The sequence below is a fragment of the Streptomyces sp. NPDC018031 genome, assembly GCF_044327625.1.
Taxonomy (GTDB): Bacteria; Actinomycetota; Actinomycetes; order Streptomycetales; family Streptomycetaceae; genus Streptomyces.
In genome coordinates this window covers 1-22928 of sequence record NZ_JBIRFT010000024.1, presented here as the reverse complement: position 1 = coordinate 22928, position 22928 = coordinate 1, and the positions used below count along the sequence as shown (strand labels likewise).

At 69.7% G+C, this 22928-nt stretch carries 19 protein-coding genes and 3 pseudogenes; 11 read left to right on the top strand and 11 right to left on the bottom strand.

All coding sequences use genetic code 11. The annotated features are described in order from the left end of the window. Positions 1 to 634: 634 nt before the first annotated feature. On the top strand, positions 635 to 967 hold the full coding sequence (locus ACH4B3_RS31580) for a hypothetical protein (protein WP_398468728.1): 333 nt from the start codon (positions 635 to 637) through the stop codon (positions 965 to 967). 125 nt (positions 968 to 1092) lie between these two features. On the opposite strand, the gene ACH4B3_RS31575 is transcribed toward ACH4B3_RS31580, so the two are convergent. The 3 genes from ACH4B3_RS31575 to ACH4B3_RS31565 form a co-directional block, all read right to left on the bottom strand. Continuing rightward, positions 1093 to 1215, bottom strand: a complete 123-nt coding sequence (locus ACH4B3_RS31575; protein ID WP_398468726.1) for a hypothetical protein — start codon at positions 1213 to 1215, stop codon at positions 1093 to 1095. Between the two features lie 138 nt (positions 1216 to 1353). Beyond that, positions 1354 to 1662, bottom strand: a complete 309-nt coding sequence (locus ACH4B3_RS31570; protein WP_398468724.1) for a hypothetical protein — start codon at positions 1660 to 1662, stop codon at positions 1354 to 1356. Positions 1663 to 1695: 33 nt separating this feature from the next. Further along, complete coding sequence (locus tag ACH4B3_RS31565; RefSeq protein WP_398468722.1) at positions 1696 to 2037, bottom strand: hypothetical protein; 342 nt, start codon at positions 2035 to 2037, stop codon at positions 1696 to 1698. Between the two features lie 355 nt (positions 2038 to 2392). Here ACH4B3_RS31565 and ACH4B3_RS31560 point away from each other — a divergent pair, with 355 nt between their 5' ends. Together ACH4B3_RS31560 and ACH4B3_RS31555 are read left to right on the top strand one after the other, a co-directional pair. After that, complete coding sequence (locus ACH4B3_RS31560; RefSeq protein WP_398468720.1) at positions 2393 to 3028, top strand: RNA polymerase sigma factor; 636 nt, start codon at positions 2393 to 2395, stop codon at positions 3026 to 3028. Then, the gene (locus ACH4B3_RS31555) at positions 3025 to 3816 is read left to right on the top strand and encodes a hypothetical protein (RefSeq protein WP_398468718.1); all 792 of its coding nucleotides are present in this window, start codon (positions 3025 to 3027) and stop codon (positions 3814 to 3816) included. The genes ACH4B3_RS31560 and ACH4B3_RS31555 overlap by 4 nt, the downstream gene beginning before the upstream one ends. Before the next feature lie 49 nt (positions 3817 to 3865). Here the strand turns inward: ACH4B3_RS31555 and ACH4B3_RS31550 are convergent, their stop codons facing one another. Next, positions 3866 to 4162, bottom strand: coding sequence for a hypothetical protein (locus tag ACH4B3_RS31550; protein ID WP_398468716.1), 297 nt, complete (start codon positions 4160 to 4162; stop codon positions 3866 to 3868). 336 nt (positions 4163 to 4498) lie between these two features. Here ACH4B3_RS31550 and mobF point away from each other — a divergent pair, with 336 nt between their 5' ends. Further along, positions 4499 to 6403, top strand: coding sequence for a MobF family relaxase (gene mobF / locus ACH4B3_RS31545; protein ID WP_398468714.1), 1905 nt, complete (start codon positions 4499 to 4501; stop codon positions 6401 to 6403). A gap of 440 nt (positions 6404 to 6843) precedes the next feature. After that, the gene (locus ACH4B3_RS31540; protein ID WP_398468712.1) at positions 6844 to 7398 is read left to right on the top strand and encodes a hypothetical protein; all 555 of its coding nucleotides are present in this window, start codon (positions 6844 to 6846) and stop codon (positions 7396 to 7398) included. A gap of 1753 nt (positions 7399 to 9151) precedes the next feature. Here ACH4B3_RS31540 and ACH4B3_RS31535 read toward each other — a convergent pair. Next, positions 9152 to 9724, bottom strand: coding sequence for a DUF3223 domain-containing protein (locus ACH4B3_RS31535; RefSeq protein ID WP_398468710.1), 573 nt, complete (start codon positions 9722 to 9724; stop codon positions 9152 to 9154). A gap of 394 nt (positions 9725 to 10118) precedes the next feature. Here ACH4B3_RS31535 and ACH4B3_RS31530 point away from each other — a divergent pair, with 394 nt between their 5' ends. Together ACH4B3_RS31530 and ACH4B3_RS31525 are read left to right on the top strand one after the other, a co-directional pair. After that, positions 10119 to 11213, top strand: coding sequence for a replication-relaxation family protein (locus ACH4B3_RS31530; protein ID WP_398468708.1), 1095 nt, complete (start codon positions 10119 to 10121; stop codon positions 11211 to 11213). An 81-nt stretch (positions 11214 to 11294) separates the two neighbouring features. Further along, a pseudogene (locus ACH4B3_RS31525) lies at positions 11295 to 11594 on the top strand (hypothetical protein). Between the two features lie 115 nt (positions 11595 to 11709). On the opposite strand, the gene ACH4B3_RS31520 reads toward ACH4B3_RS31525, so the two are convergent. Further along, positions 11710 to 13557: a hypothetical protein gene (locus ACH4B3_RS31520; RefSeq protein WP_398468706.1), complete on the bottom strand. Its 1848-nt coding sequence runs from the start codon at positions 13555 to 13557 to the stop codon at positions 11710 to 11712. 688 nt (positions 13558 to 14245) lie between these two features. Here ACH4B3_RS31520 and ACH4B3_RS31515 point away from each other — a divergent pair. Both ACH4B3_RS31515 and ACH4B3_RS31510 read left to right on the top strand, forming a co-directional pair. Beyond that, positions 14246 to 14368 (top strand): hypothetical protein, encoded by a 123-nt coding sequence (locus ACH4B3_RS31515; protein WP_398468704.1) that lies wholly within the window; start codon positions 14246 to 14248, stop codon positions 14366 to 14368. Between the two features lie 80 nt (positions 14369 to 14448). After that, complete coding sequence (locus ACH4B3_RS31510; protein ID WP_398468702.1) at positions 14449 to 14778, top strand: hypothetical protein; 330 nt, start codon at positions 14449 to 14451, stop codon at positions 14776 to 14778. 308 nt (positions 14779 to 15086) lie between these two features. Here ACH4B3_RS31510 and ACH4B3_RS31505 read toward each other — a convergent pair whose 3' ends face one another. The 3 genes from ACH4B3_RS31505 to ACH4B3_RS31495 all read right to left on the bottom strand — a co-directional run bounded on the left by ACH4B3_RS31505 (position 15087) and on the right by ACH4B3_RS31495 (position 17981). After that, positions 15087 to 17015, bottom strand: coding sequence for an AAA family ATPase (locus ACH4B3_RS31505; RefSeq protein WP_398468700.1), 1929 nt, complete (start codon positions 17013 to 17015; stop codon positions 15087 to 15089). A gap of 237 nt (positions 17016 to 17252) precedes the next feature. Next, positions 17253 to 17564 (bottom strand): hypothetical protein, encoded by a 312-nt coding sequence (locus ACH4B3_RS31500; RefSeq protein WP_398468698.1) that lies wholly within the window; start codon positions 17562 to 17564, stop codon positions 17253 to 17255. A 276-nt stretch (positions 17565 to 17840) separates the two neighbouring features. Beyond that, a complete protein-coding gene (locus tag ACH4B3_RS31495) occupies positions 17841 to 17981 on the bottom strand; it encodes a hypothetical protein (protein WP_398468697.1) in 141 nt (46 codons plus the stop codon). 411 nt (positions 17982 to 18392) lie between these two features. Here ACH4B3_RS31495 and ACH4B3_RS31490 point away from each other — a divergent pair. Together ACH4B3_RS31490 and ACH4B3_RS31485 are read left to right on the top strand one after the other, a co-directional pair. Further along, positions 18393 to 18696: pseudogene (locus ACH4B3_RS31490) on the top strand (Scr1 family TA system antitoxin-like transcriptional regulator); the annotation flags it as partial. 284 nt (positions 18697 to 18980) lie between these two features. Beyond that, positions 18981 to 19365: pseudogene (locus tag ACH4B3_RS31485) on the top strand (DUF6415 family natural product biosynthesis protein). A gap of 187 nt (positions 19366 to 19552) precedes the next feature. On the opposite strand, the gene ACH4B3_RS31480 reads toward ACH4B3_RS31485, so the two are convergent. Then, positions 19553 to 19729 carry a hypothetical protein gene (locus tag ACH4B3_RS31480; RefSeq protein ID WP_398468695.1) on the bottom strand — a complete coding sequence of 59 codons (177 nt, stop codon included), beginning with the start codon at positions 19727 to 19729 and terminating at the stop codon, positions 19553 to 19555. A 210-nt stretch (positions 19730 to 19939) separates the two neighbouring features. After that, a complete protein-coding gene (locus tag ACH4B3_RS31475) occupies positions 19940 to 22357 on the bottom strand; it encodes a Helicase associated domain protein (protein ID WP_398468693.1) in 2418 nt (805 codons plus the stop codon). Positions 22358 to 22928 lie beyond the last annotated feature (571 nt).

The following is a 22928-nucleotide window of genomic DNA, read 5'->3' as shown; positions in this document are numbered from 1 at the left end:
CAATTCAATATAAACCCCTCCCCCATTTTCCGGCGGTAAGCATTCATATTGCCGCCTTTTGTTGCCGTGATTCCATCACGCAAGCCGCTTCAGCAACAGGTGGTTACCGGACGAGAAGGGGCTACCGGTGCGTCAGGTTCATGAAATGCATTTGATCTCGGCGAGCCTCCTTGACTGACGGAAGTGGAATTTAGGAATCTATTACTGTTCAGCTGTCAATAGGTGAATTTGCAAACTTGGGCCGGTCCAAGACGCTCCGCATCCCGATTCGGTACCAGACGATGTGGGTGGGCACCGCGGACCACCTCCCGGCCGTACGACCACGTTGCGCGACCGACCGGCGCCCAGGTGAGTTCGTAGACACCCGGGGTGCAGCGGACGGGCAAGATGCGGAGGTCGGCGCGGAAGCGGCGGGTGCGTAGGTCGTCGACGAAGGCGGCCACGGCCTGGCGGAAGCGGCGGCGCTGCTCTGGGGTGAGGCGGTGATGGTCGGCGGTGAAGGCCTGGTGGTCCGGGGGGAGTGGGCAGCGGTGTCTGCCGGGAGCCCGCGCTCTCTTCAAGGTGCGCCGCCGGTACACCACCGAGGCGGTGATCGGCGCGATCACCGGCACCCTGCGCCGACACCCGGACGCTCGTGCTGGGCCGCCTCGACGAGGAGGGTACGCTGCGGCCGGTCGGCCGGAGTACGCCGCTGCGGCCTGATGCGGCGCGCGACCTGGCCGAGCGGCTGACGCCGGCAGGCCCCGGACATCCATGGGAGGGCGTACGGTTCACGACCTCCTGGGGCTCGCGGACACCGCTCGACGTCGTGTTGGTCGAACCGGTGCTGGTCGCCGAGATCATGGTGGACACGGCGCTGGAGCGCGGAGCGTGGAGACACCCGGTGCGCTTCGCCCGGATCCGGATGGACGTCGCGGTCACGGATGGTCCGCCTTTCGGCGCAGGCACCGAGCCCGCCAACGGGTGACCCTCCCTTCCGCTTTTGCGGTGCGACAGCGTCATGGGCCGGTTCAGCGAAAGGCTCCGTGGGCTTCAGTCGAACGATCTTCCCCGCGGGGCGACAGGCGGCCCGGGTACCTGGTGGCGCCTTGGTCACGTGGGGCCGGCGGCCACTCGTGCCGAGCGGTGGCATGCCTCGCACAGCATCACCGTGCCGGCCGGGTCGGCGAGCACAGCAGCGGCCTCGGGCAGCACGAGGTTCGAGGTACCAGGCATCCAGCAGCCCCGTGCGTGGAGATAGCCGCGGCGGGCCCGGGCGCCGCTCGAGGTACGCCTCCTCTACCCGCAGCCCGTACGGATCGGCGACGAGATCACGCACCTCTGACCGAACCGCCACAGTCCCCGTCACAGTGATCACCGCCTCCCCCGGGTGCGTGCCCGGATGATCGCCTCCCGGCCGCGCCGGGTCGGCACGGCCTCGTAGGAGACCCCCTCGATGCGATGGACGTGTGTGGCCGGGGCGTCGAAGATGGTGTCGGCGGGCTCGGCGACGACCTGGCCGTCGCGCGTCTGGACGCTCGCCCACAACGTCACCGACACCGTGTAGAACCAGGTCCCGCTGGGCGCCTGCCAGCGTTCCAGCAGCCGGCCGGTCAGGACCTGGCCGTCGAAGGTGACAACCTCGACCAGCGGGCCCAGGTCATCGGGGCCGCCTGGGGCCAAGGGGCGAGGATCGTGCCGGCGGTCCATGGCGGTCTACGCCGCGACGTCGTCGGCGTCCCTTTCGTGGGCGTGCTTGAGCTGCATGCGCGCCTCCACGACCTTCTCTCGCTCCAGAGAAGCCCAGAAGGGGTGCGTGCTGACCACAGTGGACAGCTCCCGCAGGCGCTCGTGCAGTCGCTGTACCTCCGCCAGCTGCTCCGCGGTGTATCCCGGTGAGGCCGGACGCCGGCGGGGCTGCCACCGGTCGGTGTCCTCCCAGCCGTCCATCGGTTCCACGGACCAGGGAAGGGTCCGGCACAGCGCGTCGTACTCGGCGCGCGTCTGGTGCAGCTCCAGCTGGGCTGCGAGCAGGTCTGGCGGGAAGGTGGTACTCACACAGAAATCATATGCCTGTTCGATTCTGTCGGGGTAGCCATCCCTCCCTCGCCGCGCTGCCGTGTCCTCCGGTCGGCGGCATGGTGGCGCCTGCCGCCTCCGATGTCCCCGTTCGGACGGTGACGCGCTCCTGGCTGGAGTGCCCTTCCGGGGGGCAGAGCCTCCCGAGCCCTGGCCCGCCGACCCAGGCGTGCAGCGGGCCCCCGGGGGCGCGCGGACGGTCGCGCGCGCCAAGGGGCCGGAGCTCTCGCAGATGCGACTGAACGTTCGGGTGCCCTATGCGATGAACTGATTGCACACAGTGTCCGGCCGTATGGGGCGGTTCGGCACTGCACCGAGCAAATAGGGAGGTCTTGTGAACCTCGAATGGTTCGAGGCAGCGACAGCCGCCGGGACGGTGAGCACCGTGGCTCTCTCGGCAGCCCGCGGCGAGCAGGGCGGGGGAGAGCAGATGGCCGGTGCCGCCTCTGAGCCACCACTCGATTTCCAAACGTTCTACAAGCGCTACCACCGCGTCTACCTGCGCTACGCCCACCTGCACCTGGGCGACCGCAGCGCCGCGATCGAGACCGTGGAGACGGTCTTCGTCCAACTGCTGGAGTCCTGGCCGAAGGTCCTGAGCGAGGCCAGCGTCCAGCGCTACACCGTGTCGGTCCTGCGGCACACCATCGCCTCCCGGCTGGCGGTCACCGGCCGCACCAGCGCTCTGGTGGAGACCGCCGTCTTCGACCGGGTGCGCGCCGCGGTCCGCCGGCAGCTGGAGGTCATGGAGTCTTCACTGGGACTGTACGGGGCGATCGCCCGGCTGCCCGAGCGCCAGATGGACGTCATCGTCTTCCGCTTCGTGCTGGGGTACACCCCCGAGCAGGTCGCGGAAATCATGGGGGTCTCGTGCGGCACGGTGCGCTCGCACACCCATGCTGCCCGCCGGCAACTGGCCCGGGAGCTGGGCATGCGGTGCAGCAACAAGGAAGCGGAGGAGATTGCATGAGCGCCAAGGAATCCGAGCTGGCTTTCATCGACGTGATGCTGAGCGAGGCGGAAGCCGTGGCCGACGAGTTCGACGGATTCGACGTCGACGCATCCCTGCAGCGGATCGCCCGCCGAGCGGTGAGCCGGGCCGCCGACGAGATGGACCACCGTGCCCGCCTGGCCGCCGCGTCCGGAGCCAGGATTCGGTCGGAGTTCGGGCCGCAGCCCGTCTACCAGCGGGCCGCCGCCAGCCTTGAGAAGCTGTCCTCGCAAGTGGTGCGCGACCCGGGCACGGTGGAGGCGATGGCGAGGCTAGTCGACGACCGCTCCCGCATCGAGCCGGCCGGAGCTCTCACCTTCGCCTGCCTGCTGTACCTGTCCGACCGGCCCGAAGGCGCGCAGTTTTGGTGGCAGTTCGCTGCCGGTGCCGGGGTCGCCACTGCGGCGTACTGCCTGTACCTGCACCATGCGCAGTACTGCGAGGACAGCGTGGCCAGCTTCTGGCACCGGGAGGCACTGGCCCTCCGCGACCCCGCCGGCGAAGACCTCTACTCCAGCATCGAGCTTCACACCCCTGCTGCGGTGGGTCCGGTCGCGGCAGCCAGAGCCGAGGCCACCTCCTGGTGGGAAGAGCAGATCACCGACCCCGCCCTGGGCACGGTGGTCAGCTGGGCACTGGACCACGCCAAGATCGCCGATGCTGTATGCCGTCTGAAAGCCGACACAGACGAAGACTACGGGCTCGTGCCCCGCCCCGACCCCGCGCTCGCCGCCGAACTGGAAGAGCACTTCGAGCACGCCCCCTGACGCCCTCCTCACCGGCCACCGGCATCACGATCCGGCGTCTGCCCCGCGCTCAGGGGCGGTTGAGGATGCTGTGGGTGCCGATCCGCCGCCAGACGATGTGCTGCTCGCCCGGGACTATCTCGGGCCCGTACTGCCAGGTCGCCCGCCCGTTGCTGTCCCAGGTCAGCTCGAAGACGCCGGGCGCGCAGCGGACGCCCTTCACGCGGAGGCCGGCGCGGAAGCTCCCGCGTCCGGTGCACAGGTCGCGGACGAAGGCGTTGACGGCCTGGTGGAAACGGCGGCGCTGGGCGGGGGAGAGGCGGCGAAGGTCGGTGGTGAAGCGGGGCGTGGCCTCGTAGGTCGGCACGTCGGTCCTCCAGTCAGCAAGAAGCCCCCGGCACTGCCGGGGGCGGAGAGTCGGTGACGTGTGCAGGGCGCGGCGTCTTTGGCCGCCGGGCGGGGGAGCGGTACGTAGATGCGCGCTCGTTGACGGTGGAGTCGTCTACTGGCGGTTTCCGGTGTGTGTGAGGCGGGTGTGACTGGGGGCCGCGCAGCATTTACATGGCCCTGGCGGTGTCCGCCGGGCGGGCACGGTGGCGCCGCGAGCGCCCGCCGGGAGGGATCAGCCGTGAAGATCCGGTGAACCCTCCCGCCTCACGGGATCGCGCTTTTTCGCAGGTCAGAGCCGGTGTGTGCTGTGGCGATGCTGAGTGTCGCGAAGATCCAGAGACGTAACGCGTGGCGGTACTACATACGCGGAGTCGCGTTCGGTGACGGCCGCCGCCCGGCCGGTCAGTCGTTGAAGGACGCCCAGGAGCTGGCCGGGCTCCCACCGGGACGGTGGGTGGGGCGTGGTCTGCGTGCGCTGGGGCTCACCGAGGGCGGCCAAGTGTCCGAGCGACAGCTGGAGCTGCTGTTCGGCGAGGGCCGGCACCCGGACGCGGACCGCATCGAGCGCGGCCTCCTGGACGACGGTGTCGACGCGGCCACGGCCCGCCGGCTGACGGTGCTGGGGCAGCCGATCGAGGAGATCGAGGCGCGCAAGCAGACTCCGCTGCTCGGCATGGACTTCACCTTCCGGCCGCAGGCGTCACTGGTCGTGCTGTGGGCGCTGGGCGACGCTGCCACGCGCCGGATCATCGAGCGGGCCCACGAACGGGCCGTCGCCACGGCGCTGAGCTGGCTGGAGGATGAGGTTGCCGAGACCCGGTGGGCGTCAGGCCGCGGCCGCGCGAAGACACCCGCGCTCGTGGTCGCCGCCTTCCGGCACATCGACAACCGCGACGGACTGCCGCTCCTGCACGAGCACTGCCTGATCCTCAACCGCGTCCAGCGCCTGGGCGCCGATGGTGAACCGGTCTGGGGCGCTGTGGACACCTACCGCCTCTACCAGAACGTGGTGGCTGCCGGGACGCTCTACACCCTGGCGATGACAACCGAGGTGTGCGAAACCCTGGGGCTGGCGACCGTGCCGCGCGAGGTCACACCGGGCCTGCGTCCGGTCATGGAGATCGCCGGAGTACCCGAGGACCTCATCAACTGGTCGGCGTCCCGCCGCCAGCGCATCGAGGACGCACTGGAGGTGCTCACCGACCAGTACGTGAAGAACCACGGGCACCTGCCCTCAGAGCGCGGCCGTCACCAACTGGGCTGGTGGGCGGCGCAGGAGACCCGGCCTGCGAAGAAGAAGCCGAAGCCGCTCGCGCAGCTGCTCGCGTGGTGGCGCGCCTCCGCGATCCTCCGCTTCGGCCGGCAGCTCATCGACGGCCTCCTGGACAGGTGCCGGGCAGCCGGAGCGGCGATCCGGGCGCGGGTGGATCCCGCCGTGGACGTGGCCCTCGCCGCCGTTGACGTCGCCGCGGTCGTCTCCACCGTCCGCGGTAAATTCGCCCGCCGCCACATCCTGGCCGAAGCCCGCCGGCACCTGCTGGAGACCCTGCGCGGCCAGGAGTTCACGCGCGGCCTGGACGACTACATCGCAGACCGCGCCCTGTCCGACCACAGCCGTCAGTCCACCGCTCCGAAGCCCGGCCGCCGGACCCCGGCTGCCGACCAGCTCTTCTACACCGCCGACTTCACCGAGCCCGAACGCTGGTGGATCGCCGGCACCGACGGCAAGCCTCCCCGCGAGTCGAGCCGGTACGAGCGAGCACGGGTCGCCAGCCTCGCCGTGCAGAACGCGATCCGCGCCGCCCGTACCCCGCCCGCCGCCGCACAGGACGACGCCCCGGCCGCGACCGCGTCGGCCGGCGTGCACACGGAAGACCACCACGATCAGGCGTCAGACCCGCCGCACGCCGTCGACCACCCGGGCCGGGATGCCGTGCCCACCCCGGCGCAGCGGGCCGCCGCCGTCCAGGCCCACCAGCAGGCCGCGATGCCCGAGGAGTACCTGGAGGGCCGTACGACCGACCCGGCTACGTGGCTGCGCACACCGGAGAACCTGGAACGGCTCGCCGCCTTCACCCGCACGGCCAATGCCCGCCGTCGCGCCTTCGAGGCCCGGCCGAAGCCCGAGCAGCCGGCCGACGTGGTCAAGCCCGCCGACCAGCAGCAGCACCACACGAACCGGCCCGATCGCGGCAGGAGAGCAGGCCGTGACCGGTGAGGGATGGCAACCGGCCAGCGCATGGCCGATCTGTGACTTCACCCGCGAGGCCAGGCTGCCTGGACTGAGCATCGGGGCGTTGGCACCTGGTTTGGAAGGAACCTTGACCGACCTGCACGAACCGCTGGAACCGTTCGACAGCTGCCCCGACGAACTGCCCCCGCCCGCCAGCGCGGCGAGGTGAATGGTGGGCCTGCTCAGCGTCGCCGACGACCTCGCCAGGAGCCTGGCGGTGCTGAAGATCCGGGTGCAGCCTGACGACCACGTTGACCTTCGAGCCACGAGACCTGAACCGGACCGATCCGGAGAAGGGCTACCTGAACTTCGTCCCGGACTCACCCCGTGAAACACCGGCACCTCCTACCTGGCCAACCTCATCGGATAGCACCCCTCCGTGGCCGTATGCGTCACCCCGGCACGGTTGCGGCGTTGTGCCGGGCATGGAATGGAGACAGATACTTGACGAGCTCACCGACGCGGTAGAGGTGCGTAACGGCCACGTAGCAGCTCTGCGCAACGCCAGCACGCATGTGACCGAACTGACTGCGCAGGCGATCGCAGCGGGCGCCCCCCACCCGTCTCTCACCCGCGTCTTGGCCGACCTGCAACCAGTCATCGTGCAGCAGCAGTTGAGCCGACGCGGGCAGGACACTAAGGCTCCGCCGCAGCCGGAGCCCGCAGCGCCGACACCCCTCGCGCACCCGGGAGCGGACAGCTGCCCTCTGATCGTCCGGCGGCTCCTGGAGGCCTTCACCGCGCATGGCGACCCCGAGTGGCTGACTCTCTCGAAGATCGCCGACCATCTGGTCAGCGCCGACCCGACCACCTGGGGCCAGTGGGAGGGACGGCACAACCGACTACTCATGATTGGCCGCACCCTACGGGCCGCACTCCGGCGAGACAGACTGCAGATTCCCGTCGTGCGACTCAGCGCCACCATCGACCGGAAACGCCCGGCGGTCTACCAACTGGCGGACATCCAGCGCGTACTGTAGCCGCCCGCCCAGGTCGGCGAACGCGTGGAGCTTATCCACGCTGAGTTTCCCACGCCTGCTCTTGCTCCGGCGGGAGGGGCGGCGAGGGCGGCGTGTTCAGCCGGTCGCGCGTCGCTGGGGGCCGCCGCGCTGCGCCGCCGTCAGCGTGGCCTGTCTTTGGTGGTACACCCGGGTGTGCGTTTTCCACAGAGGCGTGCACTCGGGGCCACGTTTTACCAGGTCAGATATAGTGCACCGAGATGCAAGCACCGGTGCACCCCCCTTCCGTGCATCGGGCATCAAGGCGCCGAAGCCGCCGTCGGCCTGGCGCCGCTCCTCGGCAGTGCCCCGGTGGCCGGCCAAACCCGTGGCGCACCGTGCAGCCGCGCCGAGGCCGACCAATGTGAGTGTGCGCGGTGGAGCCCATCGCGCACCGGGTGAGCGAATCGTCGATGCCCCCAGGAGGGGAGTGGAGCCCACTCGAAGAGCGGAGCTCACCGCGGCGGTGCGGACCGGGCGGAGCGGGGAGTCCACGTCGGACCAGGCGGAGGGTGGACTCCATTCTGGCGAGCACTGACCGGTGGGGGAACGGGAGACACCCTGCATCCCGTGCGCACCACCGCGGTGGCGATGCACGGCACTGTGCACACCGGTGCGCATCCTGGCGCGCTCCACTGCGCGCCGCCATCCGCCCACCCTGCCCGCCGCCAGCGCTGGCTGATATGACCAAGGACTTCCGGCTCGTGACGAGCGAGCCGACCACCGGCGTATACCCGGGACCGTTCCGTATGGCGGGACAGAGGACGAGGTGGCTGTGTCAGATGCCGGGACGGAACCGGAGGGCCGCGGTCGGAGCCAGCGGGGAGGAGGGAAGCTGAGGGGACCGACCCCCTCACGGATCGAGGCCCGACATGGTCGACCCGGAACCGCTTGAGCTCTCACCGGAGCGACTGCAGCAGATTCAACGGATCATCGATTCCGTCCGGCTGCGCCAGGCGTTGTACCAGCCGCCGAAGCCGCCGCAGCGACGTCGCCGCTCGCGACAATACCCGGGCCGCTGGCCGAACCCGGGACAGGCCCCGCGCCACCCCAGGCGCTCCCAGGGCTGAAGCCGCGCACCGCGGTGGATTGCATCCCGCGCACCCGGGCACACCACGACCCGCGGCGCGGCCTGGCATCCGCAATGCTCGGGTGCATCGCATCGGAGCATCCCCTGCCTGAACCGATGCCCACTACCCGGCCGAGTCCGCTTCGTGCACTCCCGGCCGTATGCAATGCGCTCCACGACGGACGCGACGGTGGCCTCCACTCTCGATGCACCGCGTCCGATGTGTACACGGAACGTGTCCACTCCCGAGGGCACCCACTCAGTTCGGACCCCCTTGACCAGTGTGGACAAGCGGGGCGTAGCTACCCGGCAAAACCCCTTGACCACGTGTGGAATCCCGCACGTTTTCCCTTGACAGCGTCCGCTACTGACGTCGTGGCCCCGCCGATGCACGCTCACGGAGGGGAGATCTCTCTCCCTCCATCGCTACGGAACGTGTTCAGGCCGGGGTGCGCGTGGTGCGATGCACTCTGCATCGGATGCGCGCCGCTGAGTGGAAGTGGGCCCCACCGTGCGCTCCATCGGCACGGTGGAACGCACTCCACGGTGGAGTCCAACCCGCACCGGATGCACGCGGCGCGCTGCATCGCGCGCGTCCGATACGTGTCCCTCACGATGCCGCGCACTGCGTCGGATGCGCGAAGGAGTGCGGTGGGGGACAGGGCTCTACGGTCGCGGGCGGCGCAGGTTCTCCTTGGCCGACAGCAGCCCGAGAACGGCGTGTTCCTGGTGGTGGGCGTGCCAGCGCTCCGCCAGGGTCCGGTCGGTGAACAGGGCCAGTCCCCGCGCGGTCTCTGCGGTCAGGTCGACGGCATCGAAGCCGTCGGCGGCCTGGATGAACTCCATCGCGATGTCGTGGAAGGAGACGTGTACGTCGGCGGGGGCCAGGGGCTGGCCGCTCTCGTCGGACACGAGCGTGTGTGACGCCTTGCGGGATTCGTAGTAGGTGTTGACCTGCGGCTGGATCTCGGTGCGCATCGCGGCCAGCACGCGCTGCCGGTGCGTGGGTGCGTCCAGGCACTTCTGGTACGAGAAGGCGACCTTGCTGCCGTCGACCAGGACCGCCTCAGGGCCCTTGTGGTGACCGCGCGGGGTGGCGATGACCCGGAAACGGTCCACCCCCGGGCCGATCTTCTCCGCCGCGTCGGGGTGCATGTCCAGCAGGTCCCGCAGCAGCAGATCGTCGTCCTCCTGGTCGACGACCTTCCCCAGGCCGTAGCGGCCCAGGATCGCCTGCACCGCCTCCTGGCGGGCCTTCTTCGTCGCGTAGCGGCGCGAGCCGATCCAGACCTCGGCACCTTCAGCTCCTCTGCCGTACGGGTGACGGGAGCGCTCACGCTAGGGCACATCTCTCGGTCCGGATGGTGCTTCGACCTTGCTGTGAGATCGCCGGGGGACACGGCGCCGCAGCGACGACCGAGCCCAAAGAGGCACAGTCGATCGTGATGCCGCTCACGGACAAACTGGGAGGACAAGGGGCGGTCAAGGGGCGTATCGGGCATCGGCGGCGGGCGGCGAACAGACCGCGGTCAAGGGGTGGCTTCGCACGGTGTCCCCGGCCCGCTCGCGCACGGCGCGCGGGCCGGTTGAGCCACCGTCCCGGCCGCACAGGCCGGAGAGAGCCGAGAAACCGATGCCCACCGCCCCCACCCCACGCGCTTCCTCGACCGCCGCCGGCGCCGCCGCGACAGCCGGCCCCACGGCGAGCCCCGCTGCGAGCCCTACTCCCGGCCCCGCAGCCGTTGGCCGTCGCCTGAGCGTTGTCCCTGACCAGTCCGCACTTTCGGCCGGTCCCGGCCGTTGCAACTCCTCTTCTCCTTGTACTGATGTACCGGGAGAAGCGTCCCGGGCTCGGAAGAGTGCGGCGGCGAAGGCCAGTGCGGAACTGCGCGGCGAGGTTCTGCTCTGCCTCGCCCAGCTGCGCCTTGCCACGCCCCGCCAGCTCAAGGCCCTACTGCTGCCGCACCAGCAGGGCACCGACCACGTCCGGCGCGCCCTGCGCAACCTGCTCGCCGAATCCCCGGCGCTGATCGGCCGGACCCACCGGGCGCAACAGAGCTACTGGTACTGCACCCCGGCGGGTCTGGCCGAAGCCGCTGCCTCCGGGGAGCTCGCGCCGACTGTCGGCCGGACCACTGGGAAGCGCATCGCGGCCAGCAAGACGGGCCTGCGTGAGCACGGCCTCGCCCTGGTCGACACCGTCATAGCTTTCCACCAGGCGCAGGTCGCCGACCACGCCGACTGGCAGGTGGAAGTCGCCCACCCCACGCCGGCCGGGAACCTGGTGCCCGACGGCGTGGTGCTCCTGGCCGACGGCTCCAGCGCGTTCGTGGAGATCGACCGCACCATGTCCTACGCCCGCCTGATCGCCAAGCTGGAGCGCTACGACGCCTACCGCAACGCACCGCCGTCCGGGCGTGGGAACGCCGCCCGCGCCCCGCGCAGCCACTGGCAGGAGACCTACGCCGGGCCGTCCCTGGACCGACCGTTCCCGCCGCTGCTGCTCGTCTTCGCCCCTGCCCCGCGCCGTGCGGCCCCGGCCACGAGGGAGGCCGCCTTCCACGACCGCGCCGGCCGCCTGCCGAACGTGGGCTACCGGCTCACCGTGGCGACCACGACCCTGCCACTGCTGACGAAGAACGCTGCGAACCGTCCGGTGTGGCGGGTCGTCGGCAACCGCCGCAGCGAGGAACGCCGCCCCCTGGCCGCGCTGCCGAAGGCGCAGTGAGCACAGCGGGCACGGCCTCCACCGGGCCGGGCCCGCCAGCCAGCAGCCCGCGCTGCCGGTGGCGGCTGCAACGCTGATCAGATGAACGGAGACGAGCAGCTGCTGAACGGCCTCGTCTACGGCGCGGAGCACGACGACCCCAACCCCGGCCCGCTCCCGCACCGGACCTGCGCCGAACTGGTCTGCGGGCCACTGGACGGTCTGCTGCTGGACATCCACGGTTGGCGGCCCGAGGAAGTCGACGGCGGCGTTCCGCCGGGCCACCGAGCTCTCACAGTGGCCCGGCGGCCGCGCCGTGTACGACCTGTGCCCTGGCGAACCGCCAGCGCACAGGAGCCCGGCGTCAGCGGCCGCTTCTACTACTCCGGCGACACACCCTGACCACAGGCCCGACTACGGCAGGTCAGGAGCCGGTGATGTGGTCGCTCAGCACCGGCTGCCGGCACCGGACGAGGCGCTGGTAACCACGCCACCGGGCCCGGTCCCGGCGCGCGGTTCAGCTTTCCACGGCCGGGGCGTGGTCGAAGAACCGGTCGGTCTCGTTGATCGGGATCTCCCTCACGCCGGGGTAGGGGCGGGGGAGGGGATCGTTGGTCGCGGCGATGACCTGGCAGGCGTATCCGTCGGCGGAGGGGTCGTTGGCGATGGAGATGAGGGTGTCGATCAGACGCAGGCTTGTGTCGTGATCGAGACCGGTCGAGCCGAGTCCGGCCAGGGGTGAGTCGATGATCAGCAGCGGGGGGACCCGGACCGCGGTGTCGACCCGGCCGAGGTCGCGCAGGGCCAGGAGCAGGGCGACGTTCGTCGCGACCTTGGGACTGCCGGCGACGGAGCTGTCGTCGAAGGACTTGTCGACCTCGTCGCGTTCCTTGACCAGGGTGGTGAAGTCGTGCGGGTCGAGGTGTGCTGACTCGACGGCCGGGTTGATCTGGCGCAGACGTGCGAGGAAGAACTCCGACAAGCGGCCCGTCACCTCTTTACGGCGGACAGCGTCGGCAACCTGAGCGGCGTCCCGGGCGGCCTGAGCGGCCTCCATCCGCTCCTTCGCCTCCTTGACGACCTGTGCCTGGGCCCGGAGGTAGTCGGCGTTCTCGGTCTGCCGCTTGAGCTGGGCGACATCCCGGCTGAGCCCGAAGGCCTCCTTCTCCGCCTGCTGCGCGGCGCTGCGGGCTGGCGCGAGACGCTCCTTCTCGAAGGCAACCCGGTCCGAGAACGCCTGCGAGGTGGCCCTCTCACCGGCCTCCGCCACCTCGGTCGCGGCGGTCGCGGCATCCTCCAGCTCGCGTACCTTCAGCCGCAGCCGGTCCACCTTCGCTGTCGCTGCGGCGAGCTGCCGGGCGCGTCGCTTCTCCCCCTCCGGGTGAGGCTGATCGCACTGTGGGCAGTGCCCCGGGGCGCGTTCAGGGAGACGCTGCTCGCACTCCGTGCACGCCTGCTGTGACGGCAGCTGCAGGGCATCGCGCGCGCCCTCGGCGCGCGCGAGGTCCGCCTTCGCGCTGCTCAGCCTCGCCCGCGCACCCTCAGCCTGCCTGGACACCTTGCGGCGGTGCTGCTCCGCCGCCTTGTACAGCGCGGCGAGACGGCCCAGCTCTCCGACCGCATCCGTGAGCACCCCGGCCGCCTTCTGCCACTGGTCGGAGGCCGCCTTGTGCTCCCGCACCTTCTGCTCGTACTCGGCCCTCGTAGCATCCGGGTCGGTCAGGGCACCGGAATCACGCAGCTTTTTGAACTGGTTGAGGGCTGTGCGCGCTGCCCGGTGCTGTGACTCGGCCTCGGACGCGCTCTTCTCCAGCCCAGCGAGTCCCTCGTTCCACAGCCCGAGGATCACCTCCATGGCCAGAACCCGCGTCGCGTCTGGCACGCCACCGAGGAACTCCGAGGCGATCGTCTTCTGCCGCAGCGCCATCACGGTGTTGTAGAAGCTGTCGAGAGTGAGCCGCGTCGTCCCGCGGACCGCAGCCGGCAGTCCGAGAAGTTCCTGGACGAACGCGCCCGCCGTCGTCTCACCGGCCTTCGAGGAGCTGACCGGTAAGGCCATCTCCAGCTCCTCAGGACGGTCCAGGTTGCTCAACAGCACCCGCGCCTTGGGGTCCGACCCGCTGCGCGTGGCCTGCCAGCGCGTCCCGGCTACGCGGAACACCAGACGGATCTGCTCGCAGCTGCGGACTTCGGGCATCACCCGCGCGGACTTCAGCCCGAGCGGGTAGAGAAGCGTCTCGATCGCGGTTGACTTTCCCGATTTCGAGTGGCCAACCAGGAAGGTAACCAGCCCCTTGAGCCAGCGAACGTACCAAATACCATTGCGCTTGAACTCGAGCCGCTCGATCACAAACGACGGGCCCACCGGGGCCTCCTTCGCGTCAGGTGAGTTGGACACTTCAAGAACGAGCAGCCCCCGAACGGGTGACGCCGCCAGCGCGGGTCACGCACCGTCGTCTTCTCCAACACGATGCGCGCGGTCACCGTCACCCCCCGTGCCCTGGCCCACCGGCCCGGGGCATGGACCGGACCCACCGCCTTGCCCCTCATCGGCGCCTCCGCGGTCGCCGACACGATCTGCACTGCGTGCGGGCCGCGTCGGCGGGCCGGACCTCAGCCGTGCTGTGGCAGATGTCCTGGGTGTAAGGACATGTCCGGGGATGGCTGCGTGTTCAGCCGGTCGCGCGTCGCCGGGGGCCGCCGCGCTGCGCCGCCGTCAGCGTGGCCTCTCTTTGGCGGTGCAGCCCGGGTTTGCGATTGCCAGCGCTGGCATGTGGCAGCGGCTCGCCCTGATAGCCGGCCCCGCCCCCAGAGCAGCCCGCTCCCGGGCCGAGTTCACGTCGCCCAGGTCGGCGACGCCCACCCGGCTCAGGTGCCGCTGATGACCGACGCCGAAGCCGCCGACTGGCAGGCGGAAGTCGCCCACCTCACTCCGGCCGGGTACCTCGTGCCCGACGGCTCCAGCGCATTCGTGGAGATCGACCGCACCATGTCCTGCGCTCGCCTTCCACGACCGCGCTGGCTGTCTGTCGAATCTGGGCTACCGGTTCACCGTGGTGATCACGACCTTGCCCCTGCTGACGAAGAACAGTGCGGACTGTCCGGTGTGGTGGGTCATGGGCAGCGGCTGCGGCGAGGAGCGCCGCACCCTGGCCGCGCTGCCGAAGGCGCGGTGAGCACAGCGGGCCCGGCCTCCACCGGGCCGGGCCCGCCGGCCAGCAGCCGCGCTGCCGGTAGCGGGCGGAAAGCTGATCGGATGAACGGAGACGAGCAGCTGCTGAACGGCCGCGTCTACGGGCACGACCACGACGACCCCGACCCCGACCCCGGCCCGCTCCCGCACCGGACCTACGCCGAACTGGTCGGCGGCCCGCTGGACGGCCTGCTGCTCGACATCCACGGCTGGCGCACCGAGGAAGTCGACGGCGTCGCCCTGACCACCGAGCTGTCCCGGCGGCGGCCCACAGCTCGCCAGCACTCCGAGTCTCGAAGAGGTCCGCGCCCGTATCTGGGGGCCGTGGAAGTTCAGCGCGCACGGCCGCGACGACACCCCTCGCCGTCGGCGAGTGGACCCGCTACGGTCTGACCCCGACCTTCCCGCCCACCTGGTCGGCGAGCACCACGGACGACTGGCGCCGAGGCTACGTGAACGAGCCGGTACGCCTGAGCGTCACCGCCACGTCCAAGGGCAGTGAGTGGACCGTGCCGCTGGAAGTCCCCGTCACCATCGAGGCCGACTCCTGACCACGGCAGGTCAGGAGTCGGTGATGTGGTCGAAGCCGCTCAGCGTGCACAGCCGCGTCCCCCGGTTCTCCGCGTTCTCTGTCAAGTTCTGCTTGTTGAACCGACCGGAAGATCAGAAGGGGGCAGGAGGACGCTCGGTGCAGATTCGACTCAGCGCCCAGAAATGAGGGAGTTGAGTCGGGTGAACAGCTGATCGGCTCGTGCGACCGTTGCCGGGTCGATCAGCGGCGTCAGGATGGCCTGCTCGCGGAGGAGAACGGCCGCCGGCTTGTAGTGGTTGAAGCGCGTAGTGATGTTCCGCTTCTTGAACTCGGCCTCGATCTGGCGAACAACGCGGGGGTCCTTGGCATTGAGGTCCGCTGCCGTGATCGGGGTGGTGAGCTCGGTGGCGTAGGCGCGATTGACCAGTTTCAGGTAGAAGTCACGGTCGAAGAGGTCCTCGACGTCGGCGTCAGCCGCGCTGGTGAACTCGCTGATCTCGACGAGTCCGTTCCTGGCGAGCTGGTCGTTGTCCCGGAGGCGCTGGATGGCCCCGACGTCCTTGGTGCTGGAGTCGACGAGGACCGCAACGTTCAGTTTGTTCGCCCCCAGGAGGGTCACGAAGGTGGACAGCTTCCCCGATCCGCCGATGGGGGTCTTCACCCAGAGGGGGTCAAGCCCGGTGGAGCCGTTAGCCTCGGTGATCTCCGTGAGGACGTCCAGGTAGATCAGGTCGCTCGGGCCTTCGAGAAGCAAGACGTGCTCGCCCACGAACAGCGTCTGGGTCATCTCGATCCCCATCGCGGTCAACAGCGGGAACACGGTGTCCTCGTCGGCCTTGAAGATCTCCGAGGAGACCTTCGCGCCGCCCCGGTCCATGTCGATGACGGTCCGGACCCTCTGGATGTGGTCGGGATCGACCATGAACGGGGAGTGCGTGGTGTAGAGGACCTGGTGCTTGCGGGCCAGTCGCTCGTCGATCAGACGGAGCAGATCTGCCTGGGCCCGGCCGTGCAGGGACAGGCCCGGCTCGTCCAGCAGCAGAATCAGGTCCGTGGTGCCTGCGTCCTCCAGCTCGTTGAAGTAGGCGAGGAAGCTGAAGAACCAGACGAAGCCGCGGGACCGGTCGTCGAAGGGGACCGACGCCCGGTGGCGGGTGTTGAAGACGCGGACCTGGAGGATCGGTCCCTCGTGGAAGGGCGGCTGGGCCCCGGTTTCGGGGGCCAGAACCTTCAGCTGGACTTCCAACTCCTTGTTCTGCGACCAGTAGTCGAAGACCTCCTCCGAGATGACGTTGCCCGCGTTCTCCAGCTCGCGGATGAGCCGTTCGTGCTGGCCGGAGTCCTGGAAGTCCTCCGGTGAGACTCCCGCCATGTCCAGCAGGCTCAGCAGGGCGCGCTCACCGCGCCTGAGGTCTCCCGATTCCCGCCGCCGGACCAGATCAGGCAGCGAGACCTTGCCGGGCATCGTGTCGTAGTCCGCGAAGTAGACGAACTTCGGCATGAGCGGGGCGGCGTACTTGTCGATCAAGTACGAGCCGAGATCGCAGTCGCGCCAGTCCCGGATGCGGTCGGCCAGCGCGGATGCCTCGGACGGGAGCTCGTCCAGCGCGTCGAGGGCATTGAGGAGCTCGCCGATCGTGTTCGCGCCGCCGATGGCCTTGGCGGCCGCAGCCGGCAGGTCCAGAGCGGAACGCAGGTGATCGACGACCGCAGCTTCGTTGTAGTGGAGCTCGAAGGTCTCGCCGTCGTCCCGGTAGCCGATGACCACCTCGAATTCGGGGCTCCTCATGGCCTTGGGGCCGAGGTCCTCCCCGATGATCTGCATCTCGGTGTCGTCGAAGCGGAAGGTCGCCCGGACCACGGGGATCTTCTGGTCGGCCGGGAGCTTCTTGCGGTCGCGGGTCTTGCGGGCGGGGAAATCGACCACTTCGTCGAAGGCGGCGGGCTCCACGGGGTTGAGCCGGAAGAGCGCCTGGAGGAGCGTCGTCTTGCCCGACTCGTTCTTCCCGACGAAGCAGGTGACGTCCTCCTCAACGTCGAATATGACGGAGTCCTCGACGGACCGGTAGTCGGTAATACGGGCCTTGATCAGCTGCACTGTGTTGTGGGTCCTTCCTCATTCCAGCGAGGTGGCCCGGCGTGCCAGATCGAGAGGCACTGATCACAACGACATGGCACCAAGTGCCTTCGGCGTTGTGTTCGAGGTATGTTCCAGATGCCAATCAGGAGAGCCCCGGTGCCCGTCGACCTCGACGCCGCCGGGGTCCTCATTTGAGCTAGATCTGAGCGTAACCCCCGGCACCGACAGCGCCGCCCGAATTGTCTTCGCGCGTGCTCACTGCGTCGACGGCTGCGGCTGTGTCGGAAGGACACGGAGGTTGCCGGGCTGCTCGGTCACTCGGAGCCGGAGCTGACGGTTCTCCATCACCATGTGGTGCAGTGCGCCGACCAGCGCCTTGTTGTCGGCCTTGAGGCGTTCGATCTCCTTCAGCGCCTCGGCCCGGAGTTCCTTGGCCTTCACCAGCTGCCGCCGGAGTCGCTTCTCGCTGTCCGGCATCTCACCGCGGGCCCAGGCCTTCTTGTAGAACTCGTTCCTGAGGTCCAGGTGCCGCTGGGTGAGGGCATTGCGGGGGACGTCGGCCTCCATCGCGAGGACGACGATGGTCAGGGCTCCATTCGACCGCTGCGGGGTTCCGCCGAGGATGCCTCTATGGCCGCGCGGATGCGATCGCGTTCGTCGACTGCGCGGGGCTCATGCGGGCTCCTCCAAGGGGGTGATCCGTTCGCGGTAGTGCTGGTCCGCGAGGTCGCGCAGGCCCCGGCATGGTCCCGGAGCCGTTCAGCCAGGGGGTCGTGGACGAGTTCGCCGGTGGCCTGCCTGTCGAGTTCGTCGGCCTTGAGGACGAGCTGGGCCGCGTGCTGGTCAGTGCGGGCGATGCTCGCGCAGGTCGACGCGCAACGCTCCAGACTGGGGGGTTTCCTGGCTCGCCCGAAGTCGGTAGAGCGCCTTGTCAGGGTTATAGACGCAGGTCAGGAAGACGTTCGGGTTGGTCGTCACGTTCAACGCGTGCTCCAGATCGAGCAGCGGAGCGCCCCGGTCCCGCCTCTGGCACACCCTCGCCAGCACTCACCCCGAAGGCCGGCACTCCCCGAGGACCTCGCGAACCATCGACCGCGGTGGCGGCTCCAGCCGCTCGGTGATGACCTGGTCGTAGTCGACGCGTCGACCGGCCGTAGACGGTCGGGAGCCCGAACCCGTACCTGGTCCTCCGCCGTCTCCACTGTTCCGTTCTCACCGTTGCGGTACGCGGGAAGCCCGACGAGGTAGTGCATCCCGTCGGCGTCTGGCGGCGCGTGTAGAGGCGGGTGACGACTTCCTGCTCCGGCAGTCCGAGTACCGGGTCGGCGGGCAGAATCACGCGGCACGGGCGCGGGAGCGGCTGTGCCGTCCGGGGGCTGGTCATGTTCCTACGGAGAGTCGGTCCTGCGGTTCCGCACCGCCGACCCCGAGGCGATGCGCGGGCAGCTGCGCCACCTCCTGGCGGTGATGCCGCTCGCCTCGGTCGTTCACCGCGCAGCGCACCGTGTGGCCGCTGGAGGCGTTCTACCTCCACGACGACACCGTGGCCGTGGTGGAGACGCTGACGGCGGAGATCAAGGTGACGCAGCCGCGCGAGCTGGCCGACTACGCGAAAGCGTTCGCCGGCCTCGCGGAGATGGCCGTCTACGGCGACGCCGCCCGCGACCTCATCGCGGCCGCGATCGACACTCTGGGGTGAAGTTCCGCAATTTCCCGCAATTTCGTTGAGGGCGGAGCGGCGTCCTCCGTAGCGTCGAACGACACCGACGCGACGCACTCAGCACACGGAGGCGGTGCCCATGAGCGCACCCACACCCGCCGGCGCCCAACCGGAAGACCGGGCCTCCAGCCGCCCGCCTTCGGCCGGCCTTCCCCGGCGCTGATCGTCCGCCCCGACCGCGGCTACGCCCGCCGCGTCGCCGTCCAGGCCCCGGCCGCCGACACCGGCGACCACGACCAGGGCGACGACGCACCAGGCGCCCGATGAGCGACACCTACGCCGTGCTCCACGACCCGCGCGGCCTGACCGAGGCCGAACTCCCCCTGGCCCCCCCCGCACGAGGCCCTCGTCACCGCCGTCCTCGCGTGGAAGGACCCGGACCTCGCACCCCGCGACTACGAGCAGATCGCCCTCCAGCTCACCGGGCACGCCCGCGCGGTCGCCGCCGACGTCCGACGTCTCGCCGCCGCCCTGCCCAGGAGCGACGGCCGCGGCGCCCTCGCTGAAATCGTCCTCCGCGAAGCCGAAGGCCGCCTCTCCCAACCGCTCCAGGGCACCGCCCGCTGCGTCCAGAACCGCGCCCGCCTCGTACAGGCCCTCTACACCCGGCTGGACCGCCTCACCGAACCCGCCCCGGCCGCCACGTAGTTCGGCAGGTGGAGCGCCAAGATCCCAGGGCCTACACGCACACCAGTGCGATGTCGCAGCTCAGGGTCCCCGGGCATCGCACCTCAGTGCGTGTAGGGCCTGGGAGCGGTGCCGCTGGCCCCGGACAGCGAAGGATCCCGGGCCGCCCTGCGCCCCGGGATCCTGTCACCGGTCTCACCGCCACTGCTCACCAGTCGTCGGGCGCGCTGCCCACCCACGCGATCGGCTGGCCTTCGCTGTTGCGGCCCCAGTGCGGTTCCTCCATCGAGGTCTCGTGCCCGTCGGGCAGGACGCAGTTCCGCCCCCAGCGGCCGTGCTTGCCCGCACAGGCCCCGATGAGCGGGGCCGCGTCGCCCTCCGCCACGGGCCTGGTCGTAGCGGTCCTGGAACGGCTGGAGACGGGCGCACAGCTCTATACCGAGCTCCTTCTCCGCCGCCTCCACCCGCTCCCGCGCCTCCTGCACCCCAGGGTCGGCCAGCACAGTCGAGATGACGTCCTCCGCCTCCGCGAAGGCCCTGATGCGGGCGTGCCGCCGTACGTCTTCCTGCACGCGCTGCTCTTCCTCGGGTGCGGTCATCGCGCCGCTCCTTCCGTGGCCGCCCACTCCAGCCCGAGGCCGGCGAGCGCGGCGAGCTTGTCGACGGTCAGCTTGGTCCGGCGGCTCTTGGTGTTGGACAGGAACACACCGAGCTTGACCTCCGTCCCGTCCGGCAACGCCTCTACGTGGGCCCTGGAGACCTTCACAGAGCCCGTGCGGGCCTTGTACTGCGCCAGGGCCGCAACGCCCCTCTCGAAGGCGCTCACGGGAGCCGTGGACGGTTCCGCGGACACGTCCGGCTCCACCGGGGCCGGAGCCTCAGCGAGCGGGGTGACGCCGACGGCCTCCAGGCGCTCGCGCTGCCCGTCGGCCAGGGCCGCCCACACCTCGGGCTTGCGCTGCCGGGCCAGCCACTTGCCGACGTCCATGCCGTGCACGGTGAAGCCGGGCAGGACCTCCGCCGGGCCTTCCTCATCACGCACCAGCTCGCGCAGCGCGGCGTAGTGCCGCTGCCACTCGGTGGGCCACGACGGGTTCCAGTCCTCGTCGATCTCCTTCAACGCGGCCTCCCACTCCGCGTGTTCGGCCAGCGCACCGGGACGGCGCAGGTTGGACAGCCACTGCCCGATCGGCTTGTCCAGCGCGGCCGCCGACCGGGGAGCGCACATCGTCCAGTGCTCCGCGTAGTACACCCGGGCCGCCGCCAGGTTCTCCTGGAACCGCGCGTCGGCCGCCGTCCAGGCCATGCCCAGCTTCTCCAGCCGCGCCGCGCGCCGGCCGTTCATCTGCCCAGCCCCGTACGCCCGTCGCTGCTCCGCGACCCACGTCCCCAGCGGGAACGCGCCCTCCTTGTGCTCGTACGGCACCCGGGCGTGACCCTCACGCTCGGTGAACTCCTTGAGCTTCGCCCAGCCGCGCGCCCAGTCCTGCCGCTCCGTGTCGATCACGTTGAAGCTGACCCAGTTCGCGACCATCACCGGATCACGCGGAGCTGCAAAACGGAGCAGAAGCCGGGTTTCTTCCTCGTCATCACCGGACGCGGCACCGATGTATTCGGAGGGCTGCGCAACGTCCTTCTGAGGCTCCTGCGGGATCGCCAGCAATTCCACGGCTTCCTCATCGTGAGCCCGCAGACCTTCCAATACCTTCACCAACGGCTTGTACGAACCCGAGGTGAACATATCCTCCGGGGATTCATCGGGCTGGAGGAATACCGGCACGATCAAAGAGGCGAGCTTGCCTTCTCCGGGCTTCTGACGCAGCGCGCGGCCGATCGCCTGCACGATGTCGTGCGGTGCGCCCTTGGGGTCCAGCAGGGCCACGGAGTCCACGGCCCGGATGTCCACTCCCTCCCCCAGGACACGGCAGTTGGAGAGCACGGCCCGCCGGGCGGTGGAGCCGAACTTGCCCAGCACCTCCCGCCGGCGCTCCGGGACGTGCTCGCCGCACAGCCAGTCCGCCCAGATCTCCGCCGGGTACTTCTCGGGCTGGTCGGCGTGCAGCCGCTTGGCCACGCGCTGAAGGCCCTCCGCGTACGCCGCGGCCTCTATGGTCCGGTGGTGGAAGGTGATGCAGGTCTGGAGGTTGTGCTGCGCCATCGTGTGCAGCAGCGCGGCCTGGAGGGCGCCCAGGCGCTGCCCGCGGACCTCCTCGGTGTGCCGCTCCTCGCCCATCAGCCGCTCGGGCGTCACGACCGGGTCCTGGAGCTCCAGGACGATGATCTGGTACCGCGCCAGCAGCTTCCGCGACACGGCCGACGCGAGGCTTAGCTTGTAGAGGACCGGCCCGAAGACCTTCTCGTCGTCCATGGAGGCCGCCATCTCGCGCGGCAGCGGATCGCGGACCCCTTCGGCGACCTCGCGGTTCAGCCGCTCCTCCCAGATCCGCGGCGTCGCCGTCAGGTACAGCCGGCGGTGAGCCGGGATCTTCGTCTGGTCGTGGATGTCCGCCCACGCCTTACCCATCGACCCGCTGGTCCGGTGCGCCTCATCGACCACCGCCAGGTCCACCGGCGCGAGCTTCTGCCCGTAGGCACCCTCGAACGCCTCCGTGAGCACGCCCAGCGAGGCGTAGGTGGCGTAGATGGTCACCGGCCCTGTGGAGTGCCACAGCGCCAGCCGCACGGGGTTGGTGGTGCTCCGGACGCCCAGGTGCCACAGCTCCGGGTCGTCCAGCGGCGAGCACACCATGACCGCCGGCCCCTTGTGTCCGACGCCGCTCCACGCCTTCACGGTCTGCGCCAGGAGATCCAGGGTCGGCACCACCACGAGAATGCGGCCCTTGGGCACAATCCGCTTTGCGGAGGCCGCCGCGATGATGGTCTTTCCGGTTCCGCACGCGGCGTGCACCTGCCCGCGCAGACCGTTCCAGGGAATTCCGCCCGGCGGGATATCGAGGCCGCGCACGATGGCGGCTACGGCCTCAATCTGGTGTTCACGCAGTTTCACGGCCATTCCCGTGTTCTCCTTCTCGCGGAATGTGGCGCGTAATAGGAATGAGAGTCCGGCGCGGTGAGTGGCGGGCCGGGGTGGTGGTGTCTGGTCCCAAACTCTACACAGCAAGCACCCATGATGCATCGTCCACGCGACAGCTTTCCCCTGCAGGCTGATACTTGACTAAATCCCGCCCCAAGGGCACGGTTCATAGGGTATGCTGGCGGGTCATTGGTGAACGTTAGAGGCCAGTTTCGAGGATGTGGGAGGGGTTCGGGTGGAGCGCAGCGGAGCCCGTCACTGCGGTGCGGCCGGCACCTTGTCAGGTCACAACGGTCCGTCACTCTCGTTGCGGGGGTGGTAGCCAGTAATTCCAAGTCCTACACAGGCCCACGCGCGATGCACCTCCCCTCGCTGCCAGCCCAGACAACCGCGCTTGCGCGGGTGTCTCCAATTCGCGCTTGCGCGAATTGACCCGCTTTTAGAATTCCGTTTACGGAATTCGATTCTCGCGCTTGCGCGGGAATCTGGCGGAGCGTTAGCGGAGCCGTCACTACTGCGCGGCTTGCCGCGCAGTATCCCGCTCCGCGGG